Annotated in this window: 15 protein-coding genes; 11 read left to right on the top strand and 4 right to left on the bottom strand. The window is 67.2% G+C overall.

Annotated elements, in window-relative coordinates:
- Positions 1 to 44: 44 nt before the first annotated feature.
- The 4 genes from THITH_RS15080 to msrA all read left to right on the top strand — a co-directional run bounded on the left by THITH_RS15080 (position 45) and on the right by msrA (position 3,326).
- Positions 45 to 386, top strand: a complete 342-nt coding sequence (locus THITH_RS15080; protein ID WP_006746978.1) for a tetratricopeptide repeat protein — start codon at positions 45 to 47, stop codon at positions 384 to 386.
- Entirely contained in the window at positions 383 to 1,393 is a 1,011-nt protein-coding gene (locus tag THITH_RS15075; RefSeq protein ID WP_006746979.1) for a lysophospholipid acyltransferase family protein, read from the top strand. Before THITH_RS15080 ends, THITH_RS15075 begins: the two co-directional genes overlap by 4 nt.
- A 33-nt stretch (positions 1,394 to 1,426) precedes the next feature.
- Positions 1,427 to 2,464, top strand: a complete 1,038-nt coding sequence (locus tag THITH_RS15070) for a CHAD domain-containing protein (RefSeq protein ID WP_006746980.1) — start codon at positions 1,427 to 1,429, stop codon at positions 2,462 to 2,464.
- A gap of 217 nt (positions 2,465 to 2,681) precedes the next feature.
- On the top strand, positions 2,682 to 3,326 hold the full coding sequence (gene msrA, locus THITH_RS15065) for a peptide-methionine (S)-S-oxide reductase MsrA (RefSeq protein ID WP_025367617.1): 645 nt from the start codon (positions 2,682 to 2,684) through the stop codon (positions 3,324 to 3,326).
- Here the strand turns inward: msrA and THITH_RS15060 are convergent.
- Both THITH_RS15060 and THITH_RS15055 read right to left on the bottom strand, forming a co-directional pair.
- Positions 3,308 to 4,171, bottom strand: a complete 864-nt coding sequence (locus THITH_RS15060) for a gamma-glutamyl-gamma-aminobutyrate hydrolase family protein (RefSeq protein ID WP_025367616.1) — start codon at positions 4,169 to 4,171, stop codon at positions 3,308 to 3,310. The genes msrA and THITH_RS15060 overlap by 19 nt on opposite strands.
- Entirely contained in the window at positions 4,158 to 5,153 is a 996-nt protein-coding gene (locus THITH_RS15055; RefSeq protein ID WP_006746983.1) for an amidoligase family protein, read from the bottom strand. The genes THITH_RS15060 and THITH_RS15055 overlap by 14 nt, the downstream gene beginning before the upstream one ends.
- A gap of 316 nt (positions 5,154 to 5,469) precedes the next feature.
- Here THITH_RS15055 and folB point away from each other — a divergent pair, with 316 nt between their 5' ends.
- Both folB and folK read left to right on the top strand, forming a co-directional pair.
- Positions 5,470 to 5,823, top strand: coding sequence for a dihydroneopterin aldolase (gene folB / locus THITH_RS15050; RefSeq protein ID WP_006746984.1), 354 nt, complete (start codon positions 5,470 to 5,472; stop codon positions 5,821 to 5,823).
- On the top strand, positions 5,820 to 6,323 hold the full coding sequence (gene folK, locus THITH_RS15045) for a 2-amino-4-hydroxy-6-hydroxymethyldihydropteridine diphosphokinase (RefSeq protein WP_006746985.1): 504 nt from the start codon (positions 5,820 to 5,822) through the stop codon (positions 6,321 to 6,323). Before folB ends, folK begins: the two co-directional genes overlap by 4 nt.
- A gap of 93 nt (positions 6,324 to 6,416) precedes the next feature.
- Here folK and THITH_RS15040 read toward each other — a convergent pair whose 3' ends face one another.
- Entirely contained in the window at positions 6,417 to 6,995 is a 579-nt protein-coding gene (locus THITH_RS15040; RefSeq protein ID WP_006746986.1) for an HPF/RaiA family ribosome-associated protein, read from the bottom strand.
- 335 nt (positions 6,996 to 7,330) lie between these two features.
- Here THITH_RS15040 and THITH_RS15035 point away from each other — a divergent pair, with 335 nt between their 5' ends.
- The 4 genes from THITH_RS15035 to THITH_RS15020 all read left to right on the top strand — a co-directional run bounded on the left by THITH_RS15035 (position 7,331) and on the right by THITH_RS15020 (position 10,651).
- Positions 7,331 to 7,669: a P-II family nitrogen regulator gene (locus THITH_RS15035; RefSeq protein WP_006746987.1), complete on the top strand. Its 339-nt coding sequence runs from the start codon at positions 7,331 to 7,333 to the stop codon at positions 7,667 to 7,669.
- Between the two features lie 41 nt (positions 7,670 to 7,710).
- The gene (locus tag THITH_RS15030; RefSeq protein ID WP_006746988.1) at positions 7,711 to 8,988 is read left to right on the top strand and encodes an ammonium transporter; all 1,278 of its coding nucleotides are present in this window, start codon (positions 7,711 to 7,713) and stop codon (positions 8,986 to 8,988) included.
- Between the two features lie 254 nt (positions 8,989 to 9,242).
- Positions 9,243 to 9,851, top strand: coding sequence for an ABC transporter ATP-binding protein (locus THITH_RS15025; protein WP_006746989.1), 609 nt, complete (start codon positions 9,243 to 9,245; stop codon positions 9,849 to 9,851).
- Positions 9,848 to 10,651 (top strand): ABC transporter permease, encoded by an 804-nt coding sequence (locus tag THITH_RS15020; RefSeq protein ID WP_006746990.1) that lies wholly within the window; start codon positions 9,848 to 9,850, stop codon positions 10,649 to 10,651. The genes THITH_RS15025 and THITH_RS15020 overlap by 4 nt, the downstream gene beginning before the upstream one ends.
- Positions 10,652 to 10,711: 60 nt before the next feature.
- On the opposite strand, the gene THITH_RS15015 is transcribed toward THITH_RS15020, so the two are convergent.
- Positions 10,712 to 11,056, bottom strand: a complete 345-nt coding sequence (locus THITH_RS15015; protein WP_006746991.1) for a P-II family nitrogen regulator — start codon at positions 11,054 to 11,056, stop codon at positions 10,712 to 10,714.
- A 104-nt stretch (positions 11,057 to 11,160) separates the two neighbouring features.
- Here THITH_RS15015 and THITH_RS15010 point away from each other — a divergent pair, with 104 nt between their 5' ends.
- Positions 11,161 to 13,914, top strand: coding sequence for a cation-transporting P-type ATPase (locus THITH_RS15010; protein ID WP_006746992.1), 2,754 nt, complete (start codon positions 11,161 to 11,163; stop codon positions 13,912 to 13,914).
- Positions 13,915 to 13,941: the final 27 nt, after the last annotated feature.

The raw sequence follows: 13,941 nt of genomic DNA, 5'->3' as shown, positions 1-13,941 counted from the left end.
GGTCGCAGCGAGTGCGCTGCGCAATGGCTTGAGCGGAGGCGATGATGGCCGAAATGATTGCACGTTTCCAGGCGCTGCTGGAGTCGGGGCAGGACTCGCCGATGCTGCGACTGGCGCTCGCGAATGCCCTGATCGCAGCCGGCCGCCACGCGGAGGCGATCGAACACCTCGAGCAGGCGCTGGAACAGGATCCGGAGTACTCGGCGGCGTGGAAAAGATTGGGTTGGGTGCTGCTGGAAACCGGCGCGCCCGCGCGCGCGGCGGAGATTTGCGAACGCGGTATCGAAGTGGCGCGGGGCCGAGGCGACCTGCAGGCAGTGAAGGAGATGGAAGTCTTCGCCCGGCGTGCGCGCAAGCAGCTGGATGCCCCGAAGCGGGACTCATGACGGAGGACCGCAGCCGGGCAACGGGTGGCGGTTATCGGGCTCCGCTCACGCCCCGGCATTTCCTGCCACGGCACTGGGGTAGCTGGCTTGGACTCGGCTTGCTGTGGCTGCTGCACCAGTTGCCCAGGCCGTTTCTGCGCGGTCTGGTGCCCGGGCTGGCCTGGCTGCTGCGGCGCGGGTCGGCCAAGCGCAGGCATTTCGCTACTCTGAACCTGTCCTGGTGTTTCCCTGCGCTGACGCCGGAGCAGCGGGAACACCTGCTGCGGGAACACTACCGTTTTGCCGCGCAGGGCATGCTGGACTACGGGATGCTGTGGTTCGGATCTGCTGCCACCCATGCGGCGCGCATCCGGGTTGTCGGCCACGAACACTACCTCAGGCTGCAGGCGCGCCAGGTGCCGGTGATCGTGCTGTCCCCGCATTCGATCGCACTCGATCACGGTGGACTGCGGATGAGCCAGCTCCACAATGGCGTGTCGTTTGCGAAGCGGTTGCGCAATCCCGTTGTGGAATGGATCAACCACCGCACCCGTACCCGTTATTCAGCGCAGATCTACTCACGCGAACAGGGTCTGCGTCCGGCGATTCGGCAGATGCGCCAGGGACGCAATTTCTACTACCTTCCCGACGAGGATCTCGGGGCCGAGGGCGCGGTGTTCGTCGATTTCTTTGGCGTGCCCAAGGCCACGCTGACTTCGCTGGCGCGCTTGGCACGCCTGACCGGGGCTGCCGTCGTGCCGAGCTTCGCCTGGTACGATCGTGCCGAGGATCGCTACGTGGTGACGCTCTGGCCGGCGCTCGAGAATTTTCCCAGCGGTGACGATCGCGCCGATGCCCGCGCGATGAACGCGGCGATCGAGCGGGCGGTTCGGGAGCGGCCCGAGCAGTACCTGTGGACCATGCGCCTGTTCCAGACCCGCCCCGATGGGGCTCCGAACCCGTACCGTTCCGGATCGACCGACCGGCGCGCGGATGCGGCCGCGGGACCGCACCCGCCGGCAAGGTAGCGCCGGTTTTCGTCTGCAGGGTAGTCTTGGCCCATGGTAGCCAAGATCCTGACCATCAAGTCCCAGCACCTGCGCAGGCCCGCGGCCCGGGTCGCGCGGCTGCTGATGCGCAAGCGCCTGGCCATCGCCGATTCGCTGCTCGACAAGCTCGACGATCCCGAGGCGGTACACGAGTTCCGGGTCGCGGTACGCCGGGCGCGCAGTATCGAGAAGGCCTACCGGCCCTATCTGATCGATGCCGTCACGCCGAAGCTGCGCCGGCGGTTGAAGGACGTGGTCGACGCGACCGGTGCGGCGCGCGATACCGAAGTGCAGCTGGAGCGCCTGCACCAGCGCTGCGCGGATCCCCGGCCGCACCAGCGCCCGGGTTTCGACTGGCTGGAGCAAAGGCTGCAGCATCGGCTCGCCGCCGAGTACGAGGCGCTGCGGGCCACGCTCGCGGACCGGTTCCGTCTCGTTCACAAGCCGCTGCACGCGCGCCTGAAGGCGCGCTACGCGGATCCCGGGCACAGCTTTGCCGAAGTGACCGCCGGGATGCTGCTGGAGATGGCTGGGGAGTTTTCGCTGCGCTGCGCCCATCTCGAGCGCGATTTCGACGAGGGTCCGCTGCACGCGGCACGGATCAGCGGCAAGCGCCTGCGCTATCTGCTGGAGCCGCTCACCGGCGTCTTCCCCCAGGCAGAGGAGTCGGTGACCTCGCTCAAGGTGCTGCAGGATCTGCTTGGCGAGATCCGCGACCTGCAGGTGTTCGGAAGGGAGCTGGCCGAGGCGTCGGAAGAGGCCGGCGCCGCACGCATGCGCAAGCTGATCGAGATGTCGCTGACGCTCCCGTTCGATTCCCCGGGACTCGCGAAGGCGCGCCAGCAGGACGAACGCGCAGGCCTGATGTCGCTGGCCCGCGAGCTCCAGACGCGTCAGGGCGATCTGATCGAGCATCTCCGGGCGCGCCTGCGCGATGGTGCAGCCGAGGATCTCGTCGCTGGGGTGCGCAGTCTCGCCCGCGACTGCGCCCGCGCCGGTATGCCGGAGGACGACGCAGAGCCGCAGACGGCGCGCGGCGAAGCCCACTGAGGCATTCCCGGGGAACCGCAGCCTCGCCTGGCCACACAAAGGGCCGAAGGTAACGGCCGATTCGCCTCATCCGCTCGGATACGGGATACCATCGACGCGTTCGATGGAGACGCTCCCGGGCCTGGGGATTGGTAAGAGGCAGGGCAGTGGCGCGAGATTGCGCCAGGCCCCGTCCGATCGGTCCGGCGTCTCCAGGACAGCAGCTCGGGGGTTGATCATGTTCTTTGGCGCGACACGCAGGATCCGCATGCCCGATGCCTCCGAGGCGTTGCCTGGGCGTGCCGACCCAATGCCGGTCTCCGGCCGCCACGCAGTACTCGGGGCGCCGCTGGCGCCGCCCTATCCCGACCGGTTGGCGATCGTCCATTTCGGCATGGGCTGCTTCTGGGGTGCCGAGCGCCTGTTCTGGAGCCAGCCCGGGGTGTTCACCACCGCGGTGGGATACGGGGGCGGCTACACGCCGAATCCGACCTATCGGGAAGTCTGTTCGGGGTTGACCGGCCACAACGAACTCGTGCGCGTGGTGTACGACCCGGAGCAGATTGACCTGGAGGCCCTGCTGAAGGTGTTCTGGGAGGGGCACGATCCGACGCAGGGCATGCGCCAGGGCAACGATGTCGGCACCCAGTACCGTTCGGGCATCTACCTGAACGACTCGGCCCATCGGCCGTTGGCCGAGGCGAGCCGCCAGCGCTTCGAGGCGGCGTTGCGGCGCGTCGGACAGGGGCCGATCACCACCGAGATCGTGGCGCTGAACGACTTCTATTTCGCCGAGGACTATCACCAGCAGTACCTGGAGAAGAACCCCGGCGGCTACTGCGGGCTGGGCGGGCTCGGCATCGGTTATCCCGCTGGCGCCTGATCCGCCGGATCGCGTGCCCCGGGTTCAGCGGCCGCCGACCGGACCAGCGCGCTGAACAGGCGCTGCTGGACCGCCTTTTGCGGAAGGTATTCGGGATGCCACTGGACCCCAATGCACCAGCGATCGCTGGCCTCGATCGCCTGGATGACCCCGGTGGGTTCCCGGCCGCACACGCGCAGATGCTGCCCCAGTTCCGCGACCGCGTGGTTGTGGAGGGCATTTACCTGAACGGTTTCGCTGCCCAGCACCGCAGCCAGAAGCGAGCCGGGCTCCAGATCCACCCGTTTCACCGGCAGCAGGCTGCGCGCCTGCGGGGTTTCCGTGTAGAACCCGCCGAGATCCCGGTGCAGCGAGCCGCCGCGGACGACATTGACCAGCTGCATGCCCCGGCAGATGCCGAGGATCGGTCGGCGCTCGTCCAGCGCCCGCTGGATCAGCGCCTTCTCCACCTGGTCCCGTTCCGTATCCAGGCGGCCGCCATGCGACTGGAACCCGCGCCGCAGCAGCCACAGCAGCGGGTAGAACACGTACCCGATCAGGCGCTGGGCCCAACGCCGTTCGGCCGCCTGGATCTCGCTGGGGCCGGGTCCGTCGGCTTGCGCGTACAACGCCGGATCCACGTCGGCACCGCCACCAACGATCAGCGCATCGAAATGGCGGTCGTGGTGCGGCCTTGCCGGCCGGATTCTCAGCGGGCGTCCGCCGGCACGGCGCACCGCCCAGGCGGTGAAGAACCATGCAGGCCAGCCGCCCCGGTCCGGCCCCGTCACGGCCACCACGGGGCGCGGTGCGCGTGCGGATCGCTGCGATCGCGGTGCGCGGGGATCCGGTTCAGAACCAGTCACGGATACGCTGGACCCATTCGTCGGTGAGTTGGCCGAGCGCCTGGGCAGGCCGGCGCAGGTATTCGGCCGCCGCCGCCTCGAGACGGTCGGGGTCGGCCGCCAGGTGTTCCACCTCGGCCCAGCCGTTGAACGGCCGCGCAAGGTTCCACTGCGGGTCGTCGATCTCGCAGTTGGGCAGCCGGTAGTGCAGCGCCGGGCGCGGTTTGACCAGCGACCGCTCCACCGGCGCCGCCATCACCCGATCCGGATCGATCTCGGCGAACAGCGGGAGCAGGTCCAGCGGCCGGTTGCGCGTTGGGTTGTGTTGCAGATAGTCGTCGATCAAGCCGGCGATGTCGGGGGCGTATCCGGGCTGCAGCACCTGGCGCACGTACCCACCCGGGAAGGGTCGGATGTACGGCGACAGGCGGCGGGCGAGATCGATGTCCCCGGCCTGCACCAGGGCCTCGTACAGCAGCACGAACGCCCGGATGATCGACGTGATCCAGCTGGCTTCGAGGCTGTGCACCTCGATGTTCAGCTGCAGGCCGAATGCGTACAGCAGCGCCGCCTGGGTTCCCCGCGCGCCCCGCCGCTGCAGGGTGGAACGCATCCGGTCGATGCGCCCGAGGGCAGCCAAGGGCACCGGCGGTGCGACGATCTCGTGCGGCACGATGCGGCCCGCCGCGCCGGCGAGCCAACGTTCCAGCGCCGCGCTGTCCCGGTCGTCGAGCTCGATGCCGAGCCGTTTCAAATGCTCGCGGTAGCCCCGATCCTTCAATATCAGGGAATCCAGCTCGATCTCGAACGTGCCGTACTCGGTATCGCGAACGCGGGTCAGGAATGCACCGCTGGTCTCGATACGGCCACCGAACTCGTCGCGAACCACCCCGGCCATGGTTTCCAGCGGAATTCCCGCCATCTCGAGTTCGACGCCGATGCGCCGGGGACGGCCGTCGGGCGCATCGGACCAGGGCAGTTCACGGAACCGGGCGGTCATCATTGCATGTGCTCCCCTGTGGGCGCCCGGGCATTTCGGGCTCTCCGGCGAGTCCCGTTGGACCGGACGGAAAATGGTCGGTTCGCCACGAGGCGAATCGTGCGCCAGAGCCAGAGTCTCGGGGGCTCCGGTGTGCATCTCCCCGAGCACCGGGGTTGCCCCGATCGGGCTGCGCCCGGATCATAGCGCACCGGTTTGCCGCCGCGCCTGTATCGGGACGGCAAGGGTAATCGGAATCCCCGGTGCCGGACGCGCTCCGCCCGGGGCGAATCGGCGCATTGACGCATCTTCAAAAGGCGAGGCCTGGAGGCGAGCCGCGATGGACCATATCTATCTCCGTGATCTCGAGGTCGAGGCCGTGATCGGCGTCTACCCCTGGGAGCAGCGGGTGCGGCGGCGGCTCCGCTTCGATATCGAACTGGGGGCCGACACCCGCGTGGCTGCACGCTCCGGCGATATCGCCGATACCGTCGACTACGAGGCGGTCGCCAATTGCATTCGCGCGATCGCCAGCCGCGAGCCTCATGTGCTGCTCGAAGGCCTGGCCGAGGAGATCGCCGAAACGCTGCTGCGTCGTTTCGGCGGGCATTCGGTGCGCCTGACCGTGGGCAAGCCGGGGGCGGTGGCGGGTGCCCGCGAGGTCGGCATCGTGATCGAGCGCGGGCATCCTTGACCGCGCCGCCCGCCGATCTCCGCCGCGCCTACGTCGGGCTCGGCAGCAACGTCGCTCCGGCTTCGCATCTGCGGCGCGCACTGGACGAGTTGACCGTTCGATTCGGGCCGATCGAACGCTCGCCCGTCTGTTCCAGCGCGGCGGTCGGATACGACGGGCCCGACTACTGGAATCTCTGTGTCGGCTTCGATACCTCGCTCACCGCCGCGGCGCTGGTGGCCAGGCTGAAGGCGATGGAGCGGCGACTGGGGAGGGCTGCAGGCGAATTGCGGCTTGCGCCGAAATCGATCGACGCCGATCTGCTGCTGCTCGGGGATCTGCGCTCGTCCAGTCCGCCATTGCCGCATCCCGAGATCCTCACCCGCGCGTACGTGCTGGGGCCGCTGGCGATGCTGGCGCCGGAACGGATTCTCCCTGGCCACGAAACGACCGTCGGCGAACTCTGGAAGAACTTTCCTGGTGCCGATGCGCTGACGGTGCTTCGGCCGGACCCGCTCTGAGCCGCCCGCGGGGGCTGCGCCGGCCCCGGTGTTCAGGGTCTCCGGCGCTGCTCGCGCCCGTGTTGGCGTGCGCTGCGATCGCGGGAGCCGGCCTCAGCCGACCACATGGCGTTTGCCCTCCACATGCACGGTGCTCGCCGCCGGGCCGTCGTCGCTGGCGGTTTCGGCAAACCACACCCGGTCACCGACTTCCAGCTTGGCGAAGTCGGCGTCCACCACGCTCGCGGAACTGAAGCGGATCTCGCGACCGTCGGAGGTTTCGATCAGGCCGTAATCCGCCGCCGGCGCGATCTCGCGGATATGCCCGTGTGGCGGTGACTCGTGGAACTTGACGTTGCCGCGCTGCTTGCGTGCGAACTCCTGGAGCTGTCGCCGCATGGCCGCGAACGCGTCGCGCACTGCGACGTAGACGTCCTGGTGGGCCTGGTGCGCGTCGGGCTCCCGGCTTACGACCAGTTCGGCGTTCGGCACCGTGAGATCGATGCGCACGTGATAGAGGTGCCCCTTGTGCTGATGGCGGTGGCGCGCTTCGACTGCCACGCGACAGGCAATGATGTGATCGTGAAACTGGCCCAGCTTGTCGATCTGTGCCCGAACCCTGTCCTCCACCGCCGGTGAATGGTCCATGTTGCGAAAGGCGATTTCGACCAGGGACGTTCCGGGGTTGCTCATTGCATTGCTCCTGCACTCCGCTCGGGAGTGGCATGTGGAATCAGGCTGCCCCGGGGCCCTTCGGGCCCCGTTACCCCGAGTATAGAACGGACTCGCGAGGTTCCGGTCGCAGCCACCGCTGCGAGCGGACGACAAGGCGATGCACTGATTCGGTGCATAGATCCCGCTGATCGGTACGGTGGTGGTGCAGATTCCGCCGCCACCGCGCGCTGAGCCGGGAAAAGCCCGCGCAACATCGTCTCTCTGTATTGGCACGCCTTGTGCAAGAGCCGTGTCGTCTCAACGACAAAACAATCCCTCGTGGATGAACCGGCTCTGTTAACAAGGAGTGAACGATGAAAATGATCACGGCGATCATCAAGCCCTTCAAGCTTGATGATGTTCGCGAAGCAATCTCCGAAATCGGCGTGCAGGGCATGACGATGACGGAAGTCAAGGGGTTCGGCCGCCAGCGCGGCCACACGGAACTCTACCGTGGGGCCGAGTACGTGGTCGACTTCCTGCCCAAGGTGAAGCTCGAGGTCGCGGTCGACGGCGACCTGGTTGACCGCGTGGTCGAGGCGATCAGCAAGTCGGCCAGTACCGGCAAGATCGGTGACGGCAAGATCTTCATCACCCCCATCGAGCAGGTGGTCCGCATCCGTACCGGCGAAACCGGGGCTGAGGCGCTTTGACGCGCCGGGGCTGAACTCACCTTTACTGGAGAAATCCGACTATGGAACAGCAGGTAGCAGAACTTGCCTATGCCCTGGACACCTTTTATTTCCTGGTGGCGGGCGCACTGGTGATGTGGATGGCTGCAGGGTTCACGATGCTCGAAGCGGGCCTGGTCCGCAGCAAGAGCACCGCCGAGATCCTGACCAAGAACATCGCCCTCTACTCCATCGCCAGCGTGATGTACATGGTGGTGGGCTACAACATCATGTACAGCGACGGGCTGAGCTCGATCATCCCGGGGATCGCCTTCTTCATCAGCGGTGACAATACCGCGGTGGATGTCACGGCCGCCTTCACCGGCGACATGTCCTACGACGCGGCGGAAGAACGTCCGTATTACTCCGATCGGGCCGACTTCTTCTTCCAGGTCGTGTTCGTGGCCACCGCGATGTCGATCATTTCCGGGGCAGTCGCCGAGCGCATGAAGCTTTGGGCCTTCCTCGCCTTTGCCGTGGTGCTGACCGGATTCATCTATCCGATCCAGGGCTTCTGGAGCTGGGGCGGCGGCTTCCTCGACGAACTCGGCTATGTCGATTACGCGGGCTCGGGCATCGTTCACTTCACCGGTGCGGTGGCCGCGCTGGCGGGGGTCCTGCTCCTCGGCGCTCGCAAGGGCAAGTACGGCCCGAACGGCGAGATCAACGCGATCCCCGGTGCCGCGCTGCCGCTGGCCACGCTGGGTGTGCTGATCCTGTGGCTGGGCTGGTTCGGCTTCAACGGCGGTTCCGAGCTGAAGGTATCCGACGTCGACTCGGCCAACAATGTCGCGGCCGTGTTCGCGAATACCAACCTGGCCGCGGCCGGCGGCGTGATCGCCGCGCTGATCACCACCCGCCTGCTGTTCGGAAAGGCCGATCTGACCATGGCCCTGAACGGCGCGATTGCCGGCCTGGTCGCGATCACGGCCGACCCGCTGAGCCCGTCGCCGCTGCTGGCCGCGATCATCGGCGGCGTCGGTGGCGTGATCGTGGTGTTCTCGATCGTCGGCCTCGACAAGCTGAAGATCGACGACCCGGTCGGTGCGATCTCCGCGCACGGCACTGCCGGTATCTGGGGTGTGATGGCAGTCCTGCTGTCGAACGCAGATGCGACCGTCCTCGGACAGGTCAGCGGCCTGCTTGCGATCTTCGTCTTCGTCTTCGTCACCAGCCTGATCGTCTGGTTCATCCTGAAGATGGTGATGGGCATCCGCCTCGCGGAAGAGGACGAGTATCTGGGCGCAGATGTTGCCGAATGCGGCCTCGAGGCCTATCCCGAGTTCGTGAAGAAGGCCTGAGGTCCGGGAACCGGGAACCCCGGGGGCTGACCCCGGGGTTCTGGATAACGAGTCTCCTCCGACACCGACCGCAGCGTCTCCCAGGACCTGACATCGGTGATTGCGGGCGCGAAAGCGCCCGCTCTTTTTTGGGAATGCACATCGGCCCGCCGTGATCTGCCGCGGGTTCGAACCACCGCCTGATCAGCCCCCCTCCCGTCGGTTAGAATGCGCGCTTCGGAAGCCGTGGCTCCGCCAGCGGTACGAGGATCGGGATGGATTGCCTGCTGGACGTGAAAGGCCTTCGGACTGCAAGACTTGGGCCGCTCGACCTGCGCCTGCAGGTCGGGGAACTGGTGCAGATCACGGGCGCCTCCGGTTCCGGCAAGTCCTTGCTGCTGCGTGCGCTGGCCGACCTCGACCCGAACCAGGGACAGCTGCGGCTTCAGGGCAGCGACCGCGATGGCATTGCGCCGACCGACTGGCGCCGACAGGTGGCCTATGTTCCCGCCGAAACCGCCTGGTGGGCCGAACGCGTGCACGAGCATTTCCCCTTGGGCTGGAACCGCCAGCAGGCGCTGGACTGGTTGCAGCGTTTCTCGCTGCCCGAAGATGCGCTCGACTGGGAGGTCGAGCGCCTGTCCAGCGGCGAACGCCAGCGGCTGGGCCTGCTGCGTGCCTTTCTGAACCATCCCCGGGTGCTGTTGCTGGACGAACCCACCGCAAACCTCGACCTCGAGAACACCCGGCGCATCGAACGCGCAGTGCGCGGCTACCTGGCCGAGGCGGGTGCCGGGGCGCTTTGGGTCAGCCACGACACGCTGCAGCGCAACCGCCTGGGCGGGCGCATCCTCGAAATCCGCTCCGGGAGGCTCGTGTCATGACCGTGATCAGTCTCAGCGCGCTGGATCTTTCGCTTGCGGCGGTGCTGGTGGTGGCGCTGGCCGGGGTGACGATCTGGGCACGGCTCGGCGTGGGGCGCAGCCTGCTGATCGCCGCAGTGCGTACCGTGCTGCAACTGCTGCTGGTCGGGTTGATCCTGCAGGCGCTGTTCGACCATGCCCGGCTGGTCTGGGTCGTACTGATGGCGCTGGCAATGTTGCTGATCGCGGGCTACGAGGTGATGGCGCGGCAGGAACGGCGCTTCACTGGCGTCTGGGGCTATGGGATCGGCACCGCGACCATGTTCGTATCCGCGTTCGCGGTCACCGTGCTGGCGTTGACCACCATGGTGGGGCCGACGCCCTGGTGGGAGCCGCAGTACGCGATCCCGCTGCTCGGGATGCTGCTGGGCAACACGATGACCGGGATCGCGCTCGGGCTGGACCGGCTCACGCAGACCGTTTGGCGCGAGCGACGGGTGATCGAGGGCCGGCTCGCGCTGGGCGACTCCTGGGTCTGTGCCACTGCGACCATGCGGCGCGAGGCCGCGCGCAGCGGACTGATGCCGACGATCAATGCGATGGCCGCGGCCGGCGTGGTCAGCCTGCCGGGCATGATGACCGGTCAGATCCTCGCCGGCGTGCCACCGGTGGAGGCGGTGAAGTACCAGATCCTGATCATGTTCCTGATTTCGGCCGGAACGGGCTTCGGGGCCTTGGGCGCGGTCTGGCTTGCGTCCAAGCGGCTGTTCGACCAACGCGCCCGGCTACGGCTCGATCGCCTGGGCCCCGGACGGCGCTGAACGGGCCGCGCGGCCCCTGCCTGGCGGACCGGAGGAGCACGAGGTGCGGGCGGGATGCCGTCATGGCGGGTATTTCTCTGCGAGCGTCTTCACGTGTTCGGTCAGGCCCACCGCTCGCGCGACGTCCAGCTCCAACGCGATTCCAGTAGACAGAGTCTCGTCGAGGTGCCCGGCACGACTGACCGTATCCAGCACGGTGTCGGCGCGACGCTTCTCCACCAGGATCAGGGCCACGGATCGAGGCTCCATGAGTTCCAGCCCGAAGATCCCGAAACGCTGTTGGAGCCCCTGGCCCTGGGCGTTGTTGATGATGGTCGCGCCCGTGGCCCCCGCCGCGCGCGCCTCGTCCAAAACGGAGTCCAGATGTGCGTCGTCGACGAACACCATGATCAGACTGAACTTCATCTCCCGCCCTCCCGCATGGTTGTCGGCCTGGAAAACCCTGGTAATACTGCCGATCTCGCAGTCAGACCCAACGGCCCGGAAAACGGCCCTGCCTCGTGCAGGCGATGGTGAACGATATGGAATCGAAATCCCCCCAGGCTGGCACGGACCCGAATCCTTCGCCAGTATGGCACGCACAGGATGCGGCTGAGGTCATCCAGCGCTGGCGGTCTCAGCCCAGCGGGTTGAGCGCAGGGGAGGCCGGGGAGCGCCTGGCTCGGTACGGCCGCAATCAGCTGCGCCCCCCGGAGAAGGCCGGGCCGCTGGTGCGGTTCTTCCGCCATTTTCACAACGTTCTGATCTACATCCTGATTCTGGCCGCGATCGGCACCGCCCTGCTGGGTCACTGGGTCGACACCGGCGTGATCCTCGCCGTGGTCCTGATCAACACCCTGATCGGCTTCATCCAGGAAGGCAAGGCCGAAAAGGCGCTGGACGCGATTCGGCAGATGCTCTCGCCCCGTGCCGTGGTCCTGCGCGACGGCCATCGGCGCGAGGTGGACGCCAGCTCGGTGGTACCCGGCGACGTCATCTACCTGCAGGCTGGGGACAAGGTGCCCGCCGACCTGCGCCTGATGGACGTGAAGAATCTGCGCGTGGACGAGGCGGTACTGACGGGGGAATCGGTCCCCGTCGAGAAAGACGTTCAGCCGGTCGCGGAGGACGCATCGCTCGGCGACCGGTTCTGCATGGCGTATTCCGGCACGCTGGTGACCTTCGGGCGCGGCCGAGGCGTGGTGGTCGCGACCGGCGAGACCACCGAGGTGGGCCGCATCTCCGCGATGCTCGGCGAGGTTCACAGCCTGCAAACCCCGCTGGTGCGGCAGATGGAGCAGTTCGGGCGCTGGCTGGCCGGCGTCATCCTGTTGATCTCCGCGGCCACCTTCGCTTTCGGCTACTGGGTGCGGAGCTACCCGCTGGACGAAATGTTCCTCGCCGCCGCGAGCCTGGCCGTGTCCACGATCCCCGAAGGCCTCCCGGCGATCATGACCATTGCGCTGGCGATCGGGGTGCAGAAGATGGCCCGGCGCAACGCCATCATCCGCCGACTGCCAGCTGTCGAGACATTGGGCTCCGTGTCGACCATCTGCTCCGACAAGACGGGCACGCTCACGCGTAACGAGATGACCGTCGCCTCCCTGCGCAGCCGCGAACGCCACCTGCAGGTCGACGGCGTCGGCTACGCTCCTCACGGCGGCTTCACCGAGAGTGGGCTGGACGTCAGCCCGGACGAGGATCCGGTGCTGGCCCAGGCGTTGCGCGCGGGGCTGCTGTGCAACGATGCCCAGGTCTTCGAGCGCGACGGCGACTGGGTCATGGAGGGCGATCCCACCGAGGGAGCGCTGGTGGTGCTGGCGCGCAAGGCCGGGATGGATCCCCAGATCGAGCAGGGCCACCTGCCCCGTGTCGACGTCATTCCCTTCGAGTCCGATCACAAGTACATGGCCACCCTGCACCGCGATCACAAGGGGCACGGGGTGATTTACCTGAAGGGCGCTCCCGAGCGGGTGCTCGAACTCTGCGCCCATCAACAGACGGCCGACGGACCCCGCTCGCTTGAGCGGGACTGGTGGGAGGCGGCGCTGGAGGAGGTGGCCGGACGCGGCGAACGCCTGCTGGCGGTGGCCGCACGGGACGCCCAGCCGCACCAGGACGAGCTGAAGTACGATCAGGTGGAGGCGGGGCGCTTCTCGCTGCTGGCGATCCTCGGCATCATCGACCCTCCGCGGGAGGAGGCCATCCATGCGGTGCGCGAGTGCCGTGAGGCCGGGATCCGCGTGAAGATGATCACCGGAGACCACCTGACGACCGCCCGGGCTGTGGGAGGGATGTTGGGAATCGGCAGCGGCGGCCACGCGGTGGCAATGGCCGGTCACGAACTCGACGGCATGAGCGAGGACCGGCTACGGGAGACCGCACGCGGGACCGACGTCTTCGCCCGCACGACCCCCGAGCACAAGCTGCGGCTCGTACAGGCCCTGCAGCAGGCGGGCGGAATCGTCGCGATGACCGGCGACGGCGTGAACGACGCTCCGGCCCTGAAACGCGCCGACGTGGGCGTCGCGATGGGCCGCAAGGGCACCGAGGCGGCGAAGGAGGCCGCTGAAATGGTGCTGGCCGATGACAATTTCGCCTCGATCGCCCACGCGGTGGAGGAAGGCCGCACGGTGTACGACAACATCCGCAAGGCCATCCTGCACATGCTGCCCACCAACGCGGGCCAGTCGATGACCATCATGATGGCCATTCTGATGGGCCTGGCGCTGCCGCTTACGCCGGTGCAGGTGCTGTGGGTGAACATGGTCACCTCGGTGACCCTTGCGATGGCGCTGGCCTTCGAGCCCAGTGAGCCGGGGGTGATGAAGCGTCCCCCGCGCAACCCCGATGCACCGCTGCTGTCCGGGTTCCTGCTCTGGCGCATCCCGTTCGTTGCGGTGCTGCTGTGGCTCGGCACCTTCGGGCACTTCCTGTGGATGGAAGAGGTGGTGGGCAGCTCGGACGAACTGGCGCGTACCGTGGCGATCAATACCCTGGTCGCCGGGCAGGCGTTCTACCTGCTGAACCTCCGGTTGATCTACCAGCCCGTATTGAGTGGCTGGGCAATTTTTCACTCCCGTGCCATGTGGCTGGCGATCGGGATTCTGGTCGTGCTGCAGCTGACCTTCACCTATGCACCGGTGATGAATACCCTGTTCGGCACCACCGCGATCGGCTGGAGCGACTGGGCGCGGATCCTGCTCTTCGGCATGGCGGTGTTCGTAATCGTGGAGCTGGAGAAGGCGGTGATACGCCGGTTGCCGTGGTTGACAGCGGCCTGACTTGCAGCAAGGGCAGGATCGGACTTT

The organism is Thioalkalivibrio paradoxus ARh 1 (genome assembly GCF_000227685.2).
GTDB lineage: Bacteria > Pseudomonadota > Gammaproteobacteria > Ectothiorhodospirales > Ectothiorhodospiraceae > Thioalkalivibrio > Thioalkalivibrio paradoxus.
This window is presented reverse-complemented; position numbering and strand designations above follow the sequence as displayed.

Coding starts and splice junctions, on each gene's coding strand:
- THITH_RS15080 (WP_006746978.1), top strand. CDS start 45: ATGGCCGAAATGATTGCACGTTTCCAGGCGCTGCTGGAGTCGGGGCAG.
- THITH_RS15075 (WP_006746979.1), top strand. CDS start 383: ATGACGGAGGACCGCAGCCGGGCAACGGGTGGCGGTTATCGGGCTCCG.
- THITH_RS15070 (WP_006746980.1), top strand. CDS start 1,427: ATGGTAGCCAAGATCCTGACCATCAAGTCCCAGCACCTGCGCAGGCCC.
- msrA (WP_025367617.1), top strand. CDS start 2,682: ATGTTCTTTGGCGCGACACGCAGGATCCGCATGCCCGATGCCTCCGAG.
- THITH_RS15055 (WP_006746983.1), bottom strand. CDS start 5,153: ATGATGACCGCCCGGTTCCGTGAACTGCCCTGGTCCGATGCGCCCGAC.
- folB (WP_006746984.1), top strand. CDS start 5,470: ATGGACCATATCTATCTCCGTGATCTCGAGGTCGAGGCCGTGATCGGC.
- THITH_RS15040 (WP_006746986.1), bottom strand. CDS start 6,995: ATGAGCAACCCCGGAACGTCCCTGGTCGAAATCGCCTTTCGCAACATG.
- THITH_RS15035 (WP_006746987.1), top strand. CDS start 7,331: ATGAAAATGATCACGGCGATCATCAAGCCCTTCAAGCTTGATGATGTT.
- THITH_RS15030 (WP_006746988.1), top strand. CDS start 7,711: ATGGAACAGCAGGTAGCAGAACTTGCCTATGCCCTGGACACCTTTTAT.
- THITH_RS15025 (WP_006746989.1), top strand. CDS start 9,243: ATGGATTGCCTGCTGGACGTGAAAGGCCTTCGGACTGCAAGACTTGGG.
- THITH_RS15020 (WP_006746990.1), top strand. CDS start 9,848: ATGACCGTGATCAGTCTCAGCGCGCTGGATCTTTCGCTTGCGGCGGTG.
- THITH_RS15015 (WP_006746991.1), bottom strand. CDS start 11,056: ATGAAGTTCAGTCTGATCATGGTGTTCGTCGACGACGCACATCTGGAC.
- THITH_RS15010 (WP_006746992.1), top strand. CDS start 11,161: ATGGTGAACGATATGGAATCGAAATCCCCCCAGGCTGGCACGGACCCG.